This window comes from Fictibacillus sp. BK138 (assembly GCF_004216955.1).
Lineage (GTDB): Bacteria > Bacillota > Bacilli > Bacillales > Fictibacillaceae > Fictibacillus.
In genome coordinates this window covers 1-20,512 of record NZ_SGXL01000006.1, presented here as the reverse complement: position 1 = coordinate 20,512, position 20,512 = coordinate 1, and the positions used below count along the sequence as shown (strand labels likewise).

The window sequence follows — 20,512 nt, the reverse complement described above, 5'->3', positions numbered from 1 at the left end:
ATAAGCTGATTTTTCTGCAGAGGTTTCAGATTATTATAAAAATGGACAAATAAAAAGAACCTAATCATTTGCGACCAGGCTCTTGATTCTTATTAGGATATTAGGAAGCTCCTGCTTCTTCCAAAGCAGACTCCATTTCTCCCATACGGTGATATTCTGTTAATACCGCATTTTGAATCTTTTCCCGAGTACTTGAAGTAATCGGATGTGCGATATCACGGAACTCCCCATCTGGTGTTCGTTTGCTTGGCATAGCTACGAACATTCCATTATTGCCATCAATTACTCTGATATCATGAATAACAAATTCATGATCGATTGTAATGGAGGCAATCGCTTTCATACGGCCTTCTGTATTTACACGGCGTAATCTTACGTCAGTCACTTCCACTTACAAACACCACCTTTTTCCAATAATAAGAACGTAATACTACAATTCTTCAACATTTTACAAAATCCTTCTTTGAAAAATAAAAATTTTTAAAAAATTTGTGAAGTTGCTGTTCTATAAGGCTTTTTAGGTTTTTTCTTTCGTGCCAAACCCTTACATATTAAAATAGCCAAAAAAAAATAAGCCCTATAAGGAGCTTATTTCACAAGTGCGATCACTTCGATTTCAACTTTTGCATCTTTGGGAAGACGTGCAACTTCCACACAAGAGCGTGCTGGCTTATGGTCTGAAAAATACTCGCCATAAACTTCATTGATATCAGCGAATTCATTCATATCTTTAATAAAAACAGTAGCTTTGATAACTTGCTCAAGAGATGAGCCCGCTTCATTTAAAACAGCTTTTAAGTTACTGAACACTTGATGTGTCTGCTCTTTCACATCTCCATCGATCATTTCGCCTTCTTTTGTCAATGGGATCTGGCCAGAACTGAAAAACAAATTGTTGTAAACGATTCCTTGGGAGTACGGCCCGATTGCTGCTGGAGCTTCTGTAGTATGAACCTTTTTCATTATGAATGACCTCCGTTTAAAGAATAATTGCCTTTTTCTACTTCAATACGGTTTTCTTTTTCGTTTACTTGGGAAAGACGTGCGATCGAAACATAATCATCTACAAGGCGTTCGGATACTTCCTGCGCTTCCACAAGTACACCGATCCCTTCGATATGTGCCTGAAATTCTTCTATTAAACTAATCATGCCTTTAATCGTACCGCCCGCTTTCATAAAATCATCAATAATCAATACACGGGAACCTTGTTTGATGCTTCGTCTTGCAAGAGCCATCGTTTGAATGCGCTTTGTGGAGCCTGATACATAATTGATACTCACGGTGGACCCTTCAGTTACCCTGCTGTTGCTCCTAACAACCACTACAGGAACGTTCAAATGAGTAGCTACCGCGTAAGCAAGAGGTATACCTTTGGTTGCGATCGTCATAACAACATCTATTTTTCTTTTAGAAAAGATAGAAGCAAACAACCGGCCGATCTGATTAACCAGCCTTGGGTTGCCGATCACATCCGTAACATACAGATAGCCTCCAGGCAATATACGGCTTGGATCTTCGAGAAGCTGAACTAGTTCTTCAACTGTTGCTTCTGCCTCTGCCTGATCGATGCCTGGGATGTATTTCACACCGCCCGCTGCACCTGGAACAGTTTGAACTTGTCCTAATCCGTGCTGTTCAAAATGTTCTTTGATAATCGCAAGGTCTTCACTTATAGATGATTTAGCCGATTCATAGCGTTCTACAAAATAAGATAAGGGAATAAGCTGATGGGGATGATGAAGTAGGTAGGCTGTCAAATCCACCATTCTTCCGCTTCTTTTTAATTTCATATTTTCCTCCAAAACCGAATGTTTGAAGTTAATATAACATTTTTATACGGATTTTATCAATCATTCCCCTAATAGTCTTACGGCATAAACTTCATTGCAAAAACCTCTTAAACCGTTATAAACCCTCTGAAGCCTTGATTCATGCTGGAATAACCCAAAAACTGTCGGTCCGCTTCCACTCATTAAAACGGCATCTGCTCCAAGTTTCATCATCTGTTCCTTAATATGTTTAACTTCAGGGTACATTTTAAGGGTCACAGTCTCTAACACGTTACCAAGGAGGCTGCAGATCTGATCGTAATCTTTGTCTTCAATCGCTCTAACCATTCCTTCTACATCAGGATGTTCGATCCCTGAAAGCTTCAAGTTCCGATATACTTCCCCTGTCGAAACGCCGATAGGAGGTTTTGCAAGAAGTACCCAACATGGAGGCGGGGAAGAAATATGATGAATTTTTTCGCCGCGGCCAGTGGCCAGTGCAGTTCCGCCGTATACACAAAACGAAACATCAGACCCGATCTTTGCCCCGAGTTCTGCCAGTTCATCCAGTGACAATCCTAAGTTCCAAAGCTGATTCAACCCTTTTAATGCAGCTGCGGCGTCACTGCTTCCTCCAGCAAGTCCTGCAGCAACAGGAATATGTTTTGAAATATGTATAAAAACACCTTGTTTAATTCCGAACGTTTTCTTAAGAAGCAAAGCAGCTTGATATGCCAAGTTCCGTTCATCCAAAGGCACGAAACCGCCTGAGCTTTCTATTCTAATTTCGTCTTTATCTAATAAAGTCAGTTCGATGCGGTCAGCTAAATCAACCGTGGTCATGACCATGGCTACTTCATGAAAGCCATCTTCTCTTTTTCGCAAAGCATCTAGAGAAAGATTGATTTTAGCTGGTGCTTTAATGGATATTTTATTATTAATCATCTTTATCCCTGCCTAAAAATCTTACACAATTTTGATATTTTTAATAGTAACACAGTATGAACATTTATATAATATAAAAAACGTTTCATCTCAGGATAGCGGAAAACCGGAGACTTAATACCTCCGGCTTTATTTCTATCGCATATTTATTTGTTCAACCTTTGCTCAGCCAATTCAAGTGCACGCTTAACCATATTTCCTGCGTCCTTTGAAGAAATACCGCCCCATCCATCACGCTGAACTTTATCGTAAAAACCTAGCTCTTTGGCAATTTCAGTCTTTAATCCTTCAGACATCATTCCATGCTTGCTTCTTCCCATAATGATAAAACCCCTTTCATATGCGATACGTAATAGTATCTCCAAAAGGGGTTAATTCTTGCTGTATTTCGTATGTATGTTTAAAACCAGCCCCAGAGGGTAAAAAAAATAGCAGTAAAGAGTTCTTACTGCCCGATTGCTGCTTGTGTATCTTCTAAGAATGTAAGTTCTACTGTTTCTGTGAGTACATCCGCGTAACTATAAGAAACACGTTCGAAAGCGTTGGTGTCCTGATCTAATTTGATAATAAAAACTGCAGGGTATGTTTCTTCCAGTGTTCCTAAACGTTCGATCGTTTTGCGTCGACCGCCATTTGCACGTAAAGAAAGTCTTCTACCCACGTTGGACTCTAAAGAGCGTCTAATGTCCACTATTGTTTTACCCATTTTAGGCTCCACCTCACTTAGACAAATTGTAACACAAATCGTGCTTTTTTGTCAAATTAAAATTTTCATTATAGCAAGCAAAGCATTTTCATGTCAATGACCAAATATCCTTTTTTTGCTTTTTTTAGTATGTCTTTTTTTCGGGAAGATATGTATAAAGTGAGTAAATGATACAAATAATCTTTTGTTTTGGCTGTTTTTGTGAATTTTTCGCTCTTGAAAAGTGGTTTATTTCCGTTCCAAGCGCTCGCTTTCCGCGGGGTGGGCGGTCAGCCTCTTTGGGCACGCATCTTGCACTCCAATCCACTTACCAATGAAGAAACAAAAGCAACAATCTTTTAGAGAATACCCTTTGCGAAAGACATTCAAGTTGATTGAAGCGTAAGTGGAAGTCAATCGCCTCTATTGTCTCTTAGAAGACTTTTCCTTAAGTATTTAGGGTGAAAACAAAAAAACTCCGGCAGTCCGGAGTTCTATTTTACGGCTTGGTTTTGATGGGCATTCCTGTTCTGAGGAACCCTCTAGTTTCTACACCACCCAATCCCTCTTTGCCAGTAAGTGTGTTGCGTAAAACATCCATTACGTTCACGCGATCCATGAAGGATGTCAGACTGATCTTTGAAACGATATAGACGGGGTCTAAGGCATGTATGTTGATTCGTGCAGGTGAACTCGCAAAGTTTGAACCAACTTTAATCAGTGATTCAAAATGAGACTGGCAAGCACCGGCAAAGATCATCAGATGATCGAGGTTCGTATACTTCCTTCTCACTTCACGAACCGTCCTGATGAAGTATTTTGTATGGCGATATGCATTTACATCTGATACATCGCCTTTTGATTTCATGTAAGCATCATGACCTGTAATAACCAGAATGTCCGGTCTAACTTCATCTACAAGTGCTGGAACTTTTTCAGGCATTTCGGTTTCTTTCATATGAATGCCATAAACAGGTACACCCAGCTTTTTATAAAGCTCCAGGCATTTATTTAAATATAAGGGATCTCCGTCTATATGAAGCACTCTTCCAGGCAGTTCAAAATAGGATTGATCATATTGATAGCCGTTTGTTGAGAGGTATTCCCTTTTTTGTCTTAGCAGATAGTAATCCTGTCTGAATAGTTTTAGTGAGGAATCTTCCTTTTCCTTCACTACTTGCCTGTGTTCAGACATTTGCTTGTCGTCCACGACAAATAAATCGTCCACCGGAGCATCAGCCCAGAGTCTGAGCTCTTCTCCTGCAAGTTCCGCAATGGTACGATCTTCACTAAATCCTACAATACGAAAAAGTAAATCCCGATTGTAAGAGTTCCTGGTTACAATTGATCCAATCTCTAGTTTCATTTTACTCCCCCTATTTGGAGTAACAAGCTCCACTGCTCCCAATGTTCCTTTTATAAGAGTATGAGAGGATAAGGGGAAAAATGAGGTTTATTTTACAAGCGGCAAAAGAGAATCTGCCAATCTGCCGAATTCTTCGATTGTCAGTGTTTCTCCACGGCGTTTAGGATCGATATCCAACTTTTCTAATATAGATAGGAGTTCATCTTTCTTTTCTTTTGAAACAAGCTGGCTTGTCAGGTTGTTCCATAGCGTCTTTCTTCGTTGTGCAAAAGAGGATCTGACTACCTCAAAAAAGAACGCTTCATCTTGTACTTTTACTGCAGGTTCTTTGCGAATGGTTAGTTTAATAACCGACGAATCCACATTAGGTGCTGGAACAAAAACGGTTTTAGGCACTTTAATCATCGTCTCAGCTGTCGCATAATACTGAATGGCTATAGACAGGGAATTATAGTCTTTTGTGCCCGGTGATGCAGCCAAGCGGTCGGCAACCTCTTTCTGTATCATACAAACGATACCACGAATAGGAAGTTTGTCTTGAAGAAGCTTCATAATGATTGGTGTCGTCACATAATAAGGCAGGTTTGCAACGACCATCAAGTCTTGTCCTTCTTCAAAATGTTCCTTGATTACCTGATGGATATCAGCTTTTAGCACATCAGAATGAATAACTTCCACATTCGGGTACGGAGCGAGCGTTTCTTGTAAAATAGGCAGCAGCCTCTGATCGATCTCAAAGGCTACAGCTTTCTTTGAAGCCCTCGCGATAAACTCTGTTAACGCACCGATTCCAGGCCCGATCTCAATAACTCCTGAGTCCTCCGTTAAATCAGCAGCATTAACAATATTATTAAGTATGTTGCGATCGATTAAAAAGTTTTGCCCTAGACTTTTTTTAAATGTAAAACCATGTTTTTCAAGTATGGCCTTTGTGGATTGCGGGGTTGAGATATCTTTTCTCATTACTATCTAGTCCTCCTCATTTCTGTAGAGCGCCTGCAGAGCTTTCTGAAATTCTTCCTGAGTGACGCGAAACATATTTAAACGCTTATATAATTGCTTTGCATTCATATAGCCTAAGCGGAGCTCTGCACCAATTATTTCACGTCTTCTTTTAGAATCTGGTCCTCCGGTTAACCCGGCTGCTATTAGATCTTCCCATGCTATTAATTCATTCTCATCTGATTCCAGCAATTCTTCTCTTACATGTGAAAGAGCTTCAATGATAGCTTCCTTAGAAGCATGCTCGACACCTACACCCTTATCACCTTTAGCAATGGCGTCTTGTTTGGCTAAGTATGCATGCTTACAGCCAGGAACAAACTCAGAAATGATCTGCCGGATTCTCTTTCCGGGAAAATCAGGATCCGTAAATACGATAATCCCCCGGATGTCATGCGCTCTCTTGATTCGATTCAACGTATCTATACTTATTTCTGAACCATTTGTTTCAATCGTATCCGCTTCAACCGAGCGTTTTATAGCGAGTGTATCGCTCTTTCCTTCAACAATAATAATTTCTTTTATTTTTTTCATGATTTCCTCCAAAACGGTGAAACCTTTTTAGGCATTGCAGCGTCTAATAATTTGAACGAAAAAACATCTTTTACTAGTATACCCCAGGCGTCAAGAAAGTCTAGGATTGACTGGCCTTAACTTCTAAGTGCTTCGTTTCTTGGTACAAAAAAAGCACAGGGAATCATCCCCATGCTTTGTTATTAATTAGTTTATGATGCGAATCTTAATTGTTTTTCTTCCCCAAGCCTCTGCCTTTGATTGAGAAGAAAAGAATACATCAATCTTGTTACCCTTTATAGCTCCTCCAGTATCTGATGCAATGGCATATCCATACCCTTCAACATATACTTTTGTGCCTAGAGGAATAACATTAGGATCGACTGCGATTACTTTCGCATTCGGATTCGCTTTTAAATTATAGCCTGAAGCCGTGATTCCAGAACATCCTGAGCAGTTAGCAGTATAAGCCGTACTTGTTACAGTCAGCTCTCTTCCGCCAGAAGTACTCGGAGCTTTGCTACGTGATACTGATACCACAGGCTGCGGTTTTGCTTTAGTACCGATAGCAACAATCTTATCTTTGCTGTCGCTTAATGTCTTTTCACCAACAAGTTTTCTGGAAACTTCTTTGCCGTTTTCCATTACAACTTCATAGCGTTTTTCTAGCTTGCCTTTCTTGCCATCTTGCACGACACGCTCTTTGCCTTTTGTTAATCCGCTGTCTTTACGGTTAACAACAGCAAATGGTGTTTCTTCTTCCACTACATCGGTGACCTTTTCTACTCTGATGACTTCAACCTGCGTTTTGCCAGTAATTTTTTCTGTTTTGGCAGGTGATACTCGGTCTATTTCACCTAATGATACCTTTTGTTGCTTCAAAAGGTCAGCGACGGTAGTCGAAGTGGTCCAAACTTGCTGTGCTTTTCCGCCTACAACAAGCTTTACCGGAAATGCTGATTCGATCTTAATCTTGCCTTGATCCTGAATATCAGCAGTCAGATTTGGCTTAATGACATCATGCTCTTTCAGCGATAACTGTTGTTCTTTTACGAATTGCTCAACAGTCTTTGCTGTGGTCCATACCTTTTTGTCTTTGCCATCTACGGTAAGGACAATTTCCTTAGCCTTTAAAAAATCAACCTTCATGTTATCTTCAACCTTTGCAGAAAGCCCAGGTTTTACAACATCATGCTGGTTAGGTTTTATATTTTGTTCGCTTAAAAGTTCCCCTACTGTGCTAGCATGTGTGTTTACTTCCGTTTTCTTTCCGTCAAGCATCAGTGTCACTTCTGCTTTCGTAGTTTCATAACCTACGAATCCAGTAGTTACCGCTAAAACGAGAAGAGCGGCTAAAGAAAGATAAAGTTTCTTTCTCGTAAAACTCGAGAACAAAGCTGTTATATTCTTATACATCCAATTTCCTCCCCTACAAGGACTGCATTATAAATATCTTTTTTCTCTCTGTCAAATCCCTCCTTTTTCGTCATTAATTGACCCAAGGACAATTATGAACGGAAAAGAAGGAAAAAGGGAAGAAAAAACGTTTGACAATTTTCCTGTCCCTTTTGTCATTTCTTGAAAGATTAACGCGATATTCTTCATGCTTCGTTTGTTTCCGACACCATATCCTATCGGGATATGTTAAAAATTCGAAATGCATTGTCGGAAGTTTTCTTTATGATGTCTTCAAGTGGAAGATCTTTTATATCTGATAAAGATTCTGCTACATACTTTACATAAGATGGTTCGTTTCTTTTGCCTCTTAATGGATGAGGGCTAAGATAAGGACAATCAGTTTCAATCAAAAGCCGGTCCATCGGAATGTCTTTCGCAACTTCCTTAACCTTTTTTGCATTCTTAAATGTTACTGGTCCACCAAAACTTATGTAGAAATTCATTTCCATACATTGGCGGGCTACCTCTATACTTCCGCTGTAGCAATGCATGATGCCGCCAACTTCACGGGCCTCTTCTTCCCTAAGTATGTCAACAACGTCTTGTGTCGCTTCCCGGTTATGAATAACGATGGGTAGCTTTACTTTTTTCGCAAGTCGGATCTGGCGTCTAAATACTTCTTTTTGAACATCTGCAGGCGACTTATCCCAATGATAATCCAATCCCATTTCGCCAAGAGCGACAACTTTTGGATGCGCTGCAAGTTCTTCAATCCATGCCAAATCTTCTTCCGTCATGTCGATTGCATCAACTGGATGCCAGCCTACGCAAGCATAAATGAAGTCATATTCTTCAGCAAGTTCCATGGCACCTTTAATCGTTTCCCGGTCAAAGCCGACAACAACGATATGGTGAACGCCTTCATCTAAAGCTCGCTGAATCACTTCCTGACGGTCTTCTTCAAATTGTGTTGCATTCAGATGTGCGTGTGTATCAAACATAGTGTACAATCCTTTCAACTTTACAAATCTTATCACATTTTCCATTCATTCGGGTAACAGTAGCATTACAATATAATTACATTGTGGGTAATAAGACCTATTTTTATTATGGTTTACCAAGTGTTTCCTCTATCTTAGGCACTAAAAAAGCAGGGAGATCCTCCCCGCTTTTTCTCATTATTTAACTTTTGAGCCATTTGGAAGTGATTGATCAACTGTAGCCAAAGTTAATTGTCCATCAGAAGAACCTGCTAAAATCATTCCCTCTGAAAGCTCTCCGCGTAATTTTACCGGTTTTAGGTTCGTTACACAGATCACTTTTTGCCCAACAAGATCATCAGGCTTATAATACTGGGCAATTCCAGAAACGACTTGGCGTTTTTCATACCCAAGATCCAATTGAAGCTTTAATAGCTTATCAGCTTTTTTTACGGGTTCAGCTGCTAATACCGTAGCGACCCTTAAGTCTACTTTCATGAAGTCATCGATCGAGATCTCAGGTTTTTGATCGGCTGCAGAAGGAGCTTCTTGCTTCACTTCTTCTTTTGCCGCTTCTGCCGGTGCAGAAGTGCTCCCCATCGAATCTTTAATGAACTGCACTTCTACTTCTGTTTCGAGTCTAGGGAAGATCGGATCCCCTTTTACTACTGAAGTTTCTCCCGGAATGGTACCGAACTCTTTTAAAGAATCCCAGTCTGTTAGTTTAGAGTCATTCAATCCAAGCTGGCTCCAGATTTTCGCTGGAGTCTCTGTCATAAACGGCTGAATCAGAACAGATACGATGCGGATTGACTCTGCAAGGTGATACATAACACTCGCGAGTTCGCCTTGTTTTGCTTCATCTTTAGCTAGCACCCATGGCTGCGTTTCATCAATGTATTTATTTGTGCGGCTGACAAGCTGCCAAATGGTTGAAAGCGCAATTGAAAACTCAAGGTTCTCCATCGCTTCTTCTGTTTTTCTCACTGTTTCCATCGCAAAATTTTCAAGTGTTCCATCGAATTCTGTAACTCTGCCTTCATAAGCTGGAATCTTGCCGTCAAAGTATTTACCGATCATGGCGATCGTACGGTTTAGAAGATTTCCTAAGTCATTCGCGAGATCAGCATTTACTCTGTCAACGAAACTTTCAGGTGTAAACACACCATCAGAGCCAAACGGCACTTCACGAAGTAAGTAGTAACGAAGCGGATCAAGGCCATAACGGTCGATCAGCACATTAGGATCCACTACATTTCCTTTAGATTTGGACATCTTTCCATCTTTCATTAAAAGCCATCCGTGCGCTATTACTTGTTTCGGTAAAGGAAGTCCTAAAGCCATAAGCATGATCGGCCAATAAATCGTATGAAAACGAACAATCTCTTTACTCATTAGATGAACATCTGCTGGCCAATACTTTTGATACTTCTCATCGTTATCACTGCCATAGCCAAGTGCCGTAATATAGTTCGAAAGCGCATCAATCCAAACATAGATCACATGCTTTGGATTTCCCGGAACCTTCACTCCCCAGTCAAAGGATGTACGTGAAACCGCAAGATCTTCTAAACCAGGCTTAATAAAGTTATTGATCATCTCACGCTTTCTTGATTCTGGATAGATAAAAGAAGGGTTTTCTTCATAATAAGCGAGCAAGCGATCTGCATATTTACTCATGCGGAAAAAGTAGCTTTCTTCCTTTACCTTCTTCACTTCACGTCCACAGTCTGGACACTTACCGTCTTCAAGCTGTCGTTCTGTAAAAAACGACTCACAGTCCGTGCAGTACCAGCCTTCATATTCACTTAAGTAAATATCATCCTGGTCTAGCAGCTGCTGAAAGATTTTTTCGACAGAATTTTTATGACGATCATCTGTTGTACGGATGTAATCATCATAAGAGATGTCCATCTTCTCCCAAAGGGCTTTAATATCATCCACGATTCCGTCTACATACTTTTGTGGATGAAGACCTTGTTCGTTTGCTTTCTTTTGAATCTTTTCCCCATGCTCATCAGATCCAGTAAGATACATAACATCGAATCCTTTTAAACGCTTGTATCTTGCCATCGCATCCCCAGCTGTTGTTGTATACGCATGGCCGATGTGAAGCTTTCCGCTTGGATAGTAAATTGGTGTTGTAATATAAAATGTTGGTTTTGCCACTAATACCGCCTCCTCAAAGTATTCTGTAATAAGGAAAAAAGCCCCTCCATTTAGGGACTGATTGTCTTTTGAAATGGTTCTTTTCTATAATATAGTTTCTACACGGAGCTTTGAAGTTCTTCATTGAGAAGTTGATTGGAGTGGAAGGTGCGAGACTCCTGCGGGACTGGCGGTCAGGTGAGACACTTAAAAGTGAAACGTACGAATGTGGCTCACCGCCTGCCCCGCGGAAAGCGAGCATCCTGGAACGGAAATCAACATCTTCCAAAGACAACAAAGGTTAAACGAAAACAGCCTTAAAAAATTATAGGGAACATTTAACTGTTCCGGAAAATGTATCTTTTTTACAAAAACTATAAAAAACTGTTTACTCTAGGACATAAAAGTAAAAAAGCAAGCGAAAGATTTCTATGTAAATACTTTCATTATTCTCTTTTCTTCCTTCAAAATATACCTAATGCATTGAAAGTGTGTCAAGGTGTAGGAGCTAAAGGTTTAAGAGGAGAACATGGATAGTATTTTTTCATTGTTAGTTTTGTCGAAATTTGACGATTAATCTGAACCTTATTTCCAGTTAATTTTTTTCATCTTTTACACTTATTTGAATTTTTTATGACAATATATGAATATATCTTCCATTTACCGGTTTTAAAAGTATTATAAAACGGGTATATACTAGAGAATTCAATTGGTAAAAGAGTTAAAAATGTTTAAGTCAAAACTATTGACGACAATTGGAAATCTTGGTAAGATGTTCTCGTAGGATTTTGTCGAATTCTGACGATTAAAATAGATAGGGAAATTTTTTATATATTCGGGAGGAGAGATTTTATTATGAAATCTACAGGAATTGTACGTAAGGTTGATGAACTAGGACGTGTGGTTATTCCAATCGAGCTACGCCGTACTTTAGGAATTGCAGAGAAGGATGCTTTAGAAATCTACGTTGATGACGACCGCATCATCCTTAAGAAATACAAGCCAAACATGACATGTGCTGTAACTGGGGAAGTTTCAGATGATAACTACACTGTAGCAGGCGGAAAAATCATTCTTAGCCGTGAAGGTGCTAAAGAAGTTATGGACGAGCTTCAAAAGCAGCTTCAAACATCAAAATAAGAACTTAAACAATAAGAGCCTTCATTTAGAAGGCTCTTTCCCTTTGTATTGAAAAAATTACAGGCCATGATATTCCTGATAAACAGAACGCTTAGGGACATTCCGGTCAACAGCTGCTAACTTAATCGCTTCCTTTGGTTTCTCACCTTGATTTACATAATGGTCGACATGTTCAGTTACTGAAAGAGATTCCCACCATTGCTCAGCTGTTTCACTTTCGAATTCTGCATTACCGCTTCCCTCGACGACCAAGCAAAATTCTCCCCTGATCTCAGCATCTCCCTGATTTATGTAATCGGTAACTTCTGTAAGTGTACCACGGATAATTTCTTCATATTTCTTTGTTAACTCCCGGACCACCGCAATTTTCCGGTTCTCAAATATTCCATTCATAGCCTGAAGTGTTTCTTTTAGACGATGAGGGGCTTCATAAAACAAAAGTGTGGATGGAAAGAGCTTTAATCTTTCTAATTCAGCTTTCTTTTCTTTTTTACCCCTTGGTAGAAAACCATAGAATGTGAAAAGTTCTGTATTTAATCCAGAAGCAACCAGTGCAGGCAAAGCAGCATTTGCTCCAGGCAGAGGTATGACAGGTATTTTTTCTTCTACACATTGGACGACCAGCTCGTACCCGGGATCTGATATCCCCGGCATCCCGGCATCCGTTACTAATGCAATTTGCTTTCCTTCTTTTAATGCTTCTATCAGTTTTTTTCCGCTCTGCACCTTATTATGATCATGATAACTCGTCAATGGTGCACTAATTTCAAAATGGCTGCATAACTTCTTCGTTTGCCGCGTATCTTCTGCTGCTATCAGATCAGCCTCTTTTAATGTGCGAACAGCACGGAACGTCATATCTTCTAAGTTTCCAATCGGTGTAGGAACCAGATATAATGCACCAGTCCCTCTCTCGTCATGGTAGCTCTTTTGCTGCCACATATGGAACACTTCCCTCTTTTATTATTCTCTCTTTTGCGGCTCTGTTCAGTTTCTTAATGGCAAATTCCAAGCGCATTGCTTCTTGTTTCGTAGAAAAAGATTGCTGAAATACAAGCTTAAGAGGTCCTCTACCTCTCGTGTACTTAGCCCCTTTTCCTTCTTCATGTTTACGCAGTCGCTGACTGATCTCATTTGTATAGCCTGTATAGTAAGTTCCGTCACCACACTCCAAAATATACACAAAATGACTATTGCTCTTGTTCACCGTAGAACATCCTTTTAAGCTCATCCGTATATTCTCCATTCTCTCCGTATACCGTAAGAGGTGGAAGAATATGTAGATCAGGTTTTCCGTTTTTCATTCCTTCTATTAAAAGCATGTTTGCTTCACTTCCGGCTTTTGGATAGATCAGCTGCAGTTTTTTAGGTTCAAGTTTATACTGGCGCATAAACGCTAAGATTTCCATGAGACGGTTCGGCCGGTGCACCATCGCAACCTTACCGCCTTGCTTCACAAGCTGGCTGCTTACACGAATCACATCTTCTAAAGAACAATGAATTTCATGGCGTGCAATGGCGAGATGTTCATTCTGATTGAAATCTTCTTCATGAACTGAAGCAAAATATGGGGGATTGCACGTTAACGCATCAAAAGTACCATGACCGTATATAGCAGGTGCCTCTTTTATATCCCCAAGATCCATATTTATCTGATCATCTAGATTGTTGAGCACAACACTTCTATTTGCCATACTGTATAGTCTTTCTTGAATCTCAACCCCGGTTATACGGGCTTTCGACCTCTTGCTCAGTAAAAGAGCTACTGCACCGTTGCCGCTGCACAAATCTATAATTTTTCCTTTTTGGATCGGAACCCAGGCAAAACGGCTTAATAAAACCGCATCTAGTGAAAACGAAAAGACAGAGGGACTTTGGATTATTTTTAAGTCTTCATGGACTAAGTAATCAATTCGCTCATCTGGTAGGAGCTCAGTCATCGTTATTCCCTCCATTTCTTCTATATAAAAGGCTTTTAAAAAAGATTTTTTTTTGGACCGTTTTTTTGAATAACCTTCGTGGACATGTTGATTTGAGCGGAAGGTGCGAGACTCCGGCTATGGTCAGCGTGACAAACGAAAAATGGAAGTGTCGCTTTATTTCCGTACTCCGGTCCGGTCCTTATTGATGGAATTTTACGGTACGTGTTCTTATATTTATTACACGTTCGCTCAGAAATATTGGGGTTTCGCTCAAAAATGCCGAGCTACGCTCAAACTCCCTTTAGTTTCGCTCAAAATCTTCTTTTTTCGCTCAAAGTAACTAATAGGGAGGGCAGAACTCAAGGGGCTCACCGCCCGCCCCGCGGAAAGCGAACATCCTGGAACGGATTAACCCTCCTTAAAGCTACAGTTGTTGCGTAAATAGAATTTTTTTAAAAATCACCCATATAAAAAGAAGCCTTCCCCTTAGGAAAGGCGTTTATTTCTTATTTAAAAATGAAAGACAAAACAAACAATCTCCCTCTGAACGTACGCTGCCATAATGAAGGTTACAAATGTGGAATCCTTCTTGGTAGAGACGTGCCAGGTTATCATAGCCCTCACCGATATCGACTGCAGGCTCTTTTTTCCCTTTAGAAGCTGGAGATTTCTTAGCGGAAACTCGTGTCCCATCTGAGTTCAGCTTGTTTCGAAGATTTTCATTTTCCATCACGAGATGGTGGTTTTCTTCAATTAATGCAGCCAAATGGGTCTTAAAATCTTCTAGTTGCTGTGACAACTCCGTGATTTGTTCTTCCATTTGCACCACGCGGGAAAATATAGTCTTCTTTTCCACGAATTCCACCTCTTTTTACTCTGTGGCCTGACTGAATAATTCCTCTTTCTTGCCTTCTGCCAGCTCGTCCAATGTAAACTCTGTCGTTCTTTCCATTGAAGGAATGTTTACTTGAATGAGCTTTTCAAGCAAGTTCAAGCCGACAACGCGACCAACACCATGAGGGGTCATAATTTCTTCACCAACATCAGGCATTTCTTCTTTAGCTTCTTCGTAATAGTCATTTTCGTACTTCAGACAGCACATTAAACGTCCGCATAATCCGGAAATCTTAGCTGGGTTTAATGAGAGGTTCTGATCTTTTGCCATTTTGATTGAAACAGGCTCAAAATCTCCTAAGAATGTTGAACAGCAAAGCATACGCCCGCATGGTCCAATCCCTCCGAGCATTTTCGCTTCATCTCTGACACCGATCTGTCTTAGTTCTATTCTTGTTCTAAAAATAGAAGCAAGATCTTTAACTAGTTCACGGAAATCTATTCTTCCGTCTGCTGTAAAATAAAAAATGATTTTATTTCTGTCAAACGTATATTCAACATCGACCAGCTTCATGTCCAGCTGGTGTTCAATGATTTTTTCCTCACAACTTTGAAACGCTTCCTTAGCGGCCGCTTTGTTTTCGTCAACAGATAAAATATCTTTCTGTGTCGCGAGCCGAACGACTTTTTTTAAAGGAAGAACTACATCGTTCTCCCCGACTAGTTTCTTATCGATAACTACCTTGCCATATTCTATTCCACGCGCTGTTTCCACAATAACGAACGCGTCTTTTTTCACTTCAAGGTCGCCGGGGTCGAAATAATATACTTTACCCGCTTTCTTAAAGCGGATTCCCACTACCTCATACAAGGTTTTATCCCTCCCGTAATCGTAAAACCAACTGCTCCATCACCATAAGGGGGCTGACGTTGCTCCTTAGTCTGGCCTGAGCAGTCAGTATAGCTTGCAGAGCTTCTCCCGCTTTCTTTTGAGACGTTTGAAGCGCCTGCTGCTCTAATGCTTGAAGCTGATCGAAAAACACAACTTTTTCCGACTGTGATAAATGTATAGATAACAGATCCCGATACCAGATCAAAAGTAAGTTTAAAGCTAAACGCAGCTGTTCTTTCTCTTTAAAAAAGCTTAAATATTGGTCTTGCAGTACAACAAGACAATAATCAGGCCGCAGCCGCAGTTCCTCCGTCAATTGTATCACTTTGGCTCTTGCTTGTGCAAACCACTCTTCCCTACAAATTTCGAGTGCTTCCGCATAATCTGACGTGAGTGAGGAGGCCAAAGCAGCGATCGGCTTCGGTATTTCCTCTTCTAACAGCTTTTGTAAAATCCCTTCAGGAGCAAGAGGAGAGAAGGAAAGAGTCTGTGCACGTGAACGAATCGTATCAAGTAAACTATGAACCTGTTCTGTCAATAAAATAGCAATCGTGTCTGAACCCGGCTCTTCTAAAAACTTCAAGAGACTATTGGCTGCTTGAACAGTCATCTTATCAGCGTGCTCTACAATATAAACCTTTTTAGAAGACTCCATTCCACTGTATGCAAATTCCTTCTGCAGCCCTCTGATCTGGTCGATCTTAATCGACTGTCCTTCGGGTGAGATGATATGCACATCCGGATGATTGCCTGATGTGATTCTTTTGCAGTTGGTACAGTTCTCGCACGGATTCCCATCCTCAGCATTCCGGCATAGAAAGGTTTTTGCTAATGCAATCCCGACAGCCATCTTCCCTGTGCCTTGTGCACCTTCAAAAATATATGCATGAGCAAGGCGCTGCTTTTTTATACTGTTTTTTAATAGTTTCACAACACGGGGCTGTGTCTTGCTGCTTGTTTCCCAGCTCATCATACATTTCACCTGCTACGTATATAAATTCACTAATAACCCTTTGATTTCACCAATCTTATCTAATAAGGATATTGAGTCTTTTTCCTGGCTTAATACTGCTTCTGTAACTTGGATCAGCTGTTCATCAATCTCTTTAACAAGTTTGAGTGTCCGTGATCGCCCTTGTTCATTCCAGCTTTTGTTCTGTTTCAGCTGCATCCCGAAGTTAACGGCTTCTTTTACGAAGCGCTGAACCAAATTTTTATAAAGCTGCAGATCTCGTACAGTTTGGGACTGCAGCAGTCTTTTGCCTTGTGTCTCGATATCGCCTAACAGCCGTGTAAGCTGTTCAGAGTGAAGTTTCTCACTCTGTTTGGATACCGTTTCTCCAAATGAAAGGGATGTTTTCTTTCCCAGTTTCCCCTCATTTTGCTTTGTATCAAGAACTGGTCTTATGTCCTGTCCGATTTTCATAATAACCCCTCAATTTAGAAGCTTAAATTTATTAAAATTGCTGGAAGCTTTCAACGGGCAGTACGAATACTGTAGCGCCTCCAACTTCTACTTCAACAGGATATGGTACATAAGCATCTGCGTTTCCGCCCATCGGAGACACCGGTGCGACCATCTGGTTTCGGCTTTTGCAGTTCTCACGAATAATATCCATTACTTCATCTATTTGAGCATCTTCCACACCAATCATAAACGTTGTATTTCCGGCTTTTAGAAATCCGCCTGTTGTAGCGAGTTTTGTGGCACGGTAATTCTTTTCAACAAGCGCATCCTGCAACCGGCTGCTATCTTTATCTTGAACAACGGCTATAATCATTTTCATGGCAAATGCCTCCTTTTACTTTTCCTTATGATTCGCTAAAAGCTTATCCAAATCCTTTACGATCTCTGCAAACACTGTTTCCGGATCTTGTTCACCGTTAACGCGATGAATACGTTTCTCCTGATTAGCAAAAATATACTGAAATCCTTCCCTCACGCGCTCATGATACGAAAGATCTTTTTGCTCGATGCGGTCGAGACTTGCTGTACCGTATCTCTCCTTCATTCGCTCTCGACCAACTTCTGGAGAGACATCAATGAAATAACTGCGGTCAGGAACCAATCCACCCGTTGCAATTCGGTTTACCTGTAGTACCGGTTCTTCTCCGACACCGAGTCCAAATCCTTGATAAGCGAGTGAAGCATCAACAAACCGGTCACATAGTACAACCTTGCCACTTTCTAGAGCAGGAAGGATTTTTTCATGAACATGCTGTGCCCTAGATGCAGCATAAAGAAGAACTTCCGTAAGGTCATTCATTTCTTTATGTTCTGGATCCAAGATAAGTGAACGAATCTTATCACTGATTCTAGTGCCACCTGGTTCGCGTGTTTGAATAAAGTCGATTTTATTTTCGGTTAAGTATTCGGCAATCTTTGCAACCTGAGTGGTTTTGCCTGATCCGTCTGGACCTTCTAGCGTAATAAATAAGCCTTTCACAATTACTGCTCCTAACTTATATCAAATACATGCATCCTATTCTGCTCGCAGACCCCTTGAAACCGAGCACCCTTCTCTTTAAGGTATAAATAACGACGAATGGATTCTGAAGTGATTTTTTCTCCTTTTGCAATCAATGGAATACCTGGAGGATACGGAATTACTGCTTCAGCTGCCGCATACCCTTCAGCACCCTCCATTTGAACTTGTTTGACGCGCATTCTCTTCATGTCATGATAAGAAATTTCTAACGTACTGACCTGAGGAAATAGCGATACCGTTTGAATTCGTTCTGATCTGCTTTTATATGAAGAAAGTTTTTCTGAAATTTTATAAAAAACTTCTTTAAGCTCAGCAAGCTCGTTCATTGTTCCGATCGGCAAAATAAGTAATACATTGCGGTCATCGGCAAGCTCTGTATACAAACCCTTTGCCTCAAAAAGCTGCTGCAGTTCAAACCCTGAAATATCTTTATCTGACTGAACGGTTATCTTAAGAGGATCTAAATTGTAACCTGCAGGAGTTTTAACAGTATGAAGATGTTCCAGTGAATTGATGAACACTCTAAACTCATCAGCTTGAAGAATAATATAATCTAAATCCGCTTGCGATAAATTCTCCATATATAAACGGCTCAAATCCAGTGAAGCCATAATCAGATAAGAAGGAGAAGAAGACTGTACCATCTGAAGAGCTTGCGACAGACGATACTCATCAACTTGATCACTGTTCACATGTAAAAAAGCACCCATCGTTAAAGCTGGAAGTGTTTTATGTGCCGATTGCACGACTACGTCTGCACCTCTATGTATCGCACTCTGAGGCATATTCTTAAGCCCAAAATGTGCTCCATGTGCTTCATCAACCAAAACGATGCCGTTATGAGCGTGGATTACTTCTGCTATATCTTCTATACCCTGCTGCAACCCGTAGTAAGTAGGATTTGTTAAAATAATACCTCTAAGCTCGGGGTATCTTTTTATTGCTTTCTTTACTGTTTCAAGACTGACACCTAAAGGAAATCCTCCGTCTTCATCCATTTCTGGTGATAAAAATACGGGTTTCACACCAGCAAGTTCAAGTCCGTTTAAAACGGATTTATGGCAGTTTCTCTGAACAAGCACGATATCGTCCGGAAAAAATGAAGAAAGAATCATAGCGAGATTCCCAGATGTACTTCCTCCAATAAGGAAATAACTTTTCTTCACGTTGTAAAATGAAGACAGCAATTCCTGCGCTTCCAAGATTGCTCCTTCAGGATGATGCAGATCATCAAGTCCTGTCAGTTCTGTTGCATCTAAGGACAAGACAGGCTGAAAAAAAGGTTTTGCAGTCTTTTCAAAAACCTGACCATTTTTGTGTCCGGGAACATGAAAAGACCACTTATTATTCTTTGTATGTTTAAGTAACGCCTCATATAGCGGTGCATGTTTCATAGTTAAAAACCCTTTTGTTTTCAAACGTTTTTCAGCTTTTGGTATATCTCTATTCTATCACATGTTGCTTCCTCAAAGAATTTATCACATAAAAAAACAGACTGTTTAATCAGCCTGTTTTTATGAAGACGCATTTACTAATTTTAATTTTCTTAACTGTGATAAGTAATGTTTATAATAGTCGTCATTTGTCTTGGCAGTAAGGATTTTCTGCTCACATTCCCGGCAAATAAATTGATGAAGAATGTGTAATCCCCGATCCTTTTGTTCCTCACAAACCATACACGTTTCCCCGTACTGTCGTGTGTTTTTCATTCTTCCACCTCCATAATGCCATTGTTGCCAGAATTGTTTATTCATATACGTTTTTTCAGATTATTTAAATGTTCTTTTAAAATGTATGAGACTCTGGCTCTCGTTGTGTCTGTCTTTATTCAATTAGGTAAAATAAACCGAGTATGCGTCCTCATGTTTCCTTAAATCCCCGCTGCAGCAGGATTTAAAACAGTTCGATGTGCCGCTTTTAAGAGTTAAAGTTTTTATACTAAAGCACAAGAGATAATAAAGGTGATGGAAGGTTAGTGGTGAGTGTATTAAATCGTTTATCAGCAGATGTTTTACAGGTGTGAAATTTGCAGTAGTTTAAATGTTTTTTACGGTACGTGTTCTTTTATTTGTTACACGTTCGCTCAAGAGTACCCTTTCTTCGCTCAAAAACTTCAAGTTACGCTCAGAATTGTCGTTTTACGCTCAAAATTCCTTACCTACGCTCAGAATGATACCTTGTTCGCTCAAACTTGCAGATCCATGCCACGCCTTGCCCCTCATATATAACAAAAATAGCTCTATATGGAGTAGTTTTTAGAACAACTAACTCGCAATCTTACAAATAGCAGCTAATCTTTATTGTTTTAGGTGCTTTCTCTTTCTTTTTTATACAAAAAAAGAAGATGGATCTTCATCCATCTTCCTCATTGCCTAGCGACGTCCTACTCTAACAGGGGGAGACCCCCAACTACCATCGGCGCTGAA

General features: G+C 40.2%; 24 protein-coding genes. 1 reads left to right on the top strand and 23 read right to left on the bottom strand.

From position 1 onward, the window contains the following. Window positions 1-100 precede the first annotated feature (100 nt). The 12 genes from spoVG to metG all read right to left on the bottom strand — a co-directional run bounded on the left by spoVG (window position 101) and on the right by metG (window position 10,830). The gene (gene spoVG, locus EV282_RS19535) at window positions 101-391 is read right to left on the bottom strand and encodes a septation regulator SpoVG (protein WP_066238133.1); all 291 of its coding nucleotides are present in this window, start codon (window positions 389-391) and stop codon (window positions 101-103) included. Window positions 392-588: 197 nt separating this feature from the next. Next, complete coding sequence (locus EV282_RS19530; RefSeq protein ID WP_207224351.1) at window positions 589-966, bottom strand: RidA family protein; 378 nt, start codon at window positions 964-966, stop codon at window positions 589-591. Further along, window positions 963-1,793 (bottom strand): pur operon repressor, encoded by an 831-nt coding sequence (gene purR, locus EV282_RS19525; protein ID WP_066285396.1) that lies wholly within the window; start codon window positions 1,791-1,793, stop codon window positions 963-965. Before purR ends, EV282_RS19530 begins: the two co-directional genes overlap by 4 nt. Window positions 1,794-1,853: 60 nt before the next feature. Then, a complete protein-coding gene (gene ispE / locus EV282_RS19520; protein WP_130297500.1) occupies window positions 1,854-2,717 on the bottom strand; it encodes a 4-(cytidine 5'-diphospho)-2-C-methyl-D-erythritol kinase in 864 nt (287 codons plus the stop codon). 146 nt (window positions 2,718-2,863) lie between these two features. Then, window positions 2,864-3,037, bottom strand: coding sequence for a small, acid-soluble spore protein, alpha/beta type (locus EV282_RS19515; RefSeq protein ID WP_077365586.1), 174 nt, complete (start codon window positions 3,035-3,037; stop codon window positions 2,864-2,866). Between the two features lie 125 nt (window positions 3,038-3,162). Next, a complete protein-coding gene (gene veg, locus EV282_RS19510) occupies window positions 3,163-3,423 on the bottom strand; it encodes a biofilm formation stimulator Veg (protein ID WP_066238125.1) in 261 nt (86 codons plus the stop codon). Between the two features lie 478 nt (window positions 3,424-3,901). Beyond that, window positions 3,902-4,768 (bottom strand): sporulation peptidase YabG, encoded by an 867-nt coding sequence (gene yabG / locus EV282_RS19500; protein WP_130297498.1) that lies wholly within the window; start codon window positions 4,766-4,768, stop codon window positions 3,902-3,904. A gap of 87 nt (window positions 4,769-4,855) precedes the next feature. Next, complete coding sequence (gene rsmA, locus EV282_RS19495) at window positions 4,856-5,731, bottom strand: 16S rRNA (adenine(1518)-N(6)/adenine(1519)-N(6))-dimethyltransferase RsmA (protein WP_130297497.1); 876 nt, start codon at window positions 5,729-5,731, stop codon at window positions 4,856-4,858. 6 nt (window positions 5,732-5,737) lie between these two features. Continuing rightward, the gene (rnmV, locus tag EV282_RS19490; RefSeq protein ID WP_207224350.1) at window positions 5,738-6,304 is read right to left on the bottom strand and encodes a ribonuclease M5; all 567 of its coding nucleotides are present in this window, start codon (window positions 6,302-6,304) and stop codon (window positions 5,738-5,740) included. Between the two features lie 186 nt (window positions 6,305-6,490). Beyond that, window positions 6,491-7,699 (bottom strand): G5 and 3D domain-containing protein, encoded by a 1,209-nt coding sequence (locus EV282_RS19485; RefSeq protein WP_130297495.1) that lies wholly within the window; start codon window positions 7,697-7,699, stop codon window positions 6,491-6,493. A gap of 215 nt (window positions 7,700-7,914) precedes the next feature. Continuing rightward, window positions 7,915-8,682 (bottom strand): TatD family hydrolase, encoded by a 768-nt coding sequence (locus EV282_RS19480; protein ID WP_130297494.1) that lies wholly within the window; start codon window positions 8,680-8,682, stop codon window positions 7,915-7,917. A 177-nt stretch (window positions 8,683-8,859) separates the two neighbouring features. Further along, window positions 8,860-10,830 (bottom strand): methionine--tRNA ligase, encoded by a 1,971-nt coding sequence (gene metG, locus EV282_RS19475; protein ID WP_242611958.1) that lies wholly within the window; start codon window positions 10,828-10,830, stop codon window positions 8,860-8,862. Between the two features lie 834 nt (window positions 10,831-11,664). Here metG and EV282_RS19470 point away from each other — a divergent pair. After that, complete coding sequence (locus EV282_RS19470) at window positions 11,665-11,949, top strand: AbrB/MazE/SpoVT family DNA-binding domain-containing protein (protein ID WP_066285380.1); 285 nt, start codon at window positions 11,665-11,667, stop codon at window positions 11,947-11,949. 57 nt (window positions 11,950-12,006) lie between these two features. Here the strand turns inward: EV282_RS19470 and rsmI are convergent, their stop codons facing one another. The 11 genes from rsmI to EV282_RS19415 form a co-directional block, all read right to left on the bottom strand. Then, entirely contained in the window at window positions 12,007-12,891 is an 885-nt protein-coding gene (gene rsmI / locus EV282_RS19465) for a 16S rRNA (cytidine(1402)-2'-O)-methyltransferase (protein WP_130297492.1), read from the bottom strand. Continuing rightward, a complete protein-coding gene (locus tag EV282_RS19460) occupies window positions 12,866-13,156 on the bottom strand; it encodes a GIY-YIG nuclease family protein (RefSeq protein ID WP_226537577.1) in 291 nt (96 codons plus the stop codon). Before EV282_RS19460 ends, rsmI begins: the two co-directional genes overlap by 26 nt. Next, window positions 13,140-13,889 (bottom strand): tRNA1(Val) (adenine(37)-N6)-methyltransferase, encoded by a 750-nt coding sequence (locus EV282_RS19455; protein WP_130297490.1) that lies wholly within the window; start codon window positions 13,887-13,889, stop codon window positions 13,140-13,142. The genes EV282_RS19460 and EV282_RS19455 overlap by 17 nt, the downstream gene beginning before the upstream one ends. A gap of 481 nt (window positions 13,890-14,370) precedes the next feature. Beyond that, a complete protein-coding gene (yabA, locus tag EV282_RS19450) occupies window positions 14,371-14,727 on the bottom strand; it encodes a DNA replication initiation control protein YabA (protein WP_130297489.1) in 357 nt (118 codons plus the stop codon). A 15-nt stretch (window positions 14,728-14,742) separates the two neighbouring features. Beyond that, window positions 14,743-15,576 (bottom strand): PSP1 domain-containing protein, encoded by an 834-nt coding sequence (locus EV282_RS19445; protein ID WP_066285372.1) that lies wholly within the window; start codon window positions 15,574-15,576, stop codon window positions 14,743-14,745. A 4-nt stretch (window positions 15,577-15,580) separates the two neighbouring features. Further along, window positions 15,581-16,567, bottom strand: a complete 987-nt coding sequence (holB, locus tag EV282_RS19440) for a DNA polymerase III subunit delta' (RefSeq protein ID WP_130297488.1) — start codon at window positions 16,565-16,567, stop codon at window positions 15,581-15,583. 15 nt (window positions 16,568-16,582) lie between these two features. Next, a complete protein-coding gene (locus EV282_RS19435; RefSeq protein ID WP_130297487.1) occupies window positions 16,583-17,023 on the bottom strand; it encodes a YaaR family protein in 441 nt (146 codons plus the stop codon). 31 nt (window positions 17,024-17,054) lie between these two features. Continuing rightward, entirely contained in the window at window positions 17,055-17,384 is a 330-nt protein-coding gene (locus tag EV282_RS19430; RefSeq protein WP_077365562.1) for a cyclic-di-AMP receptor, read from the bottom strand. Window positions 17,385-17,399: 15 nt separating this feature from the next. Beyond that, window positions 17,400-18,044 carry a dTMP kinase gene (gene tmk / locus EV282_RS19425; RefSeq protein ID WP_130297486.1) on the bottom strand — a complete coding sequence of 215 codons (645 nt, stop codon included), beginning with the start codon at window positions 18,042-18,044 and terminating at the stop codon, window positions 17,400-17,402. Between the two features lie 11 nt (window positions 18,045-18,055). Further along, entirely contained in the window at window positions 18,056-19,480 is a 1,425-nt protein-coding gene (locus tag EV282_RS19420) for an aminotransferase class I/II-fold pyridoxal phosphate-dependent enzyme (protein WP_130297485.1), read from the bottom strand. Between the two features lie 120 nt (window positions 19,481-19,600). Next, on the bottom strand, window positions 19,601-19,795 hold the full coding sequence (locus tag EV282_RS19415) for a sigma factor G inhibitor Gin (RefSeq protein WP_066285362.1): 195 nt from the start codon (window positions 19,793-19,795) through the stop codon (window positions 19,601-19,603). Between the last annotated feature and the right edge of the window lie 717 nt (window positions 19,796-20,512).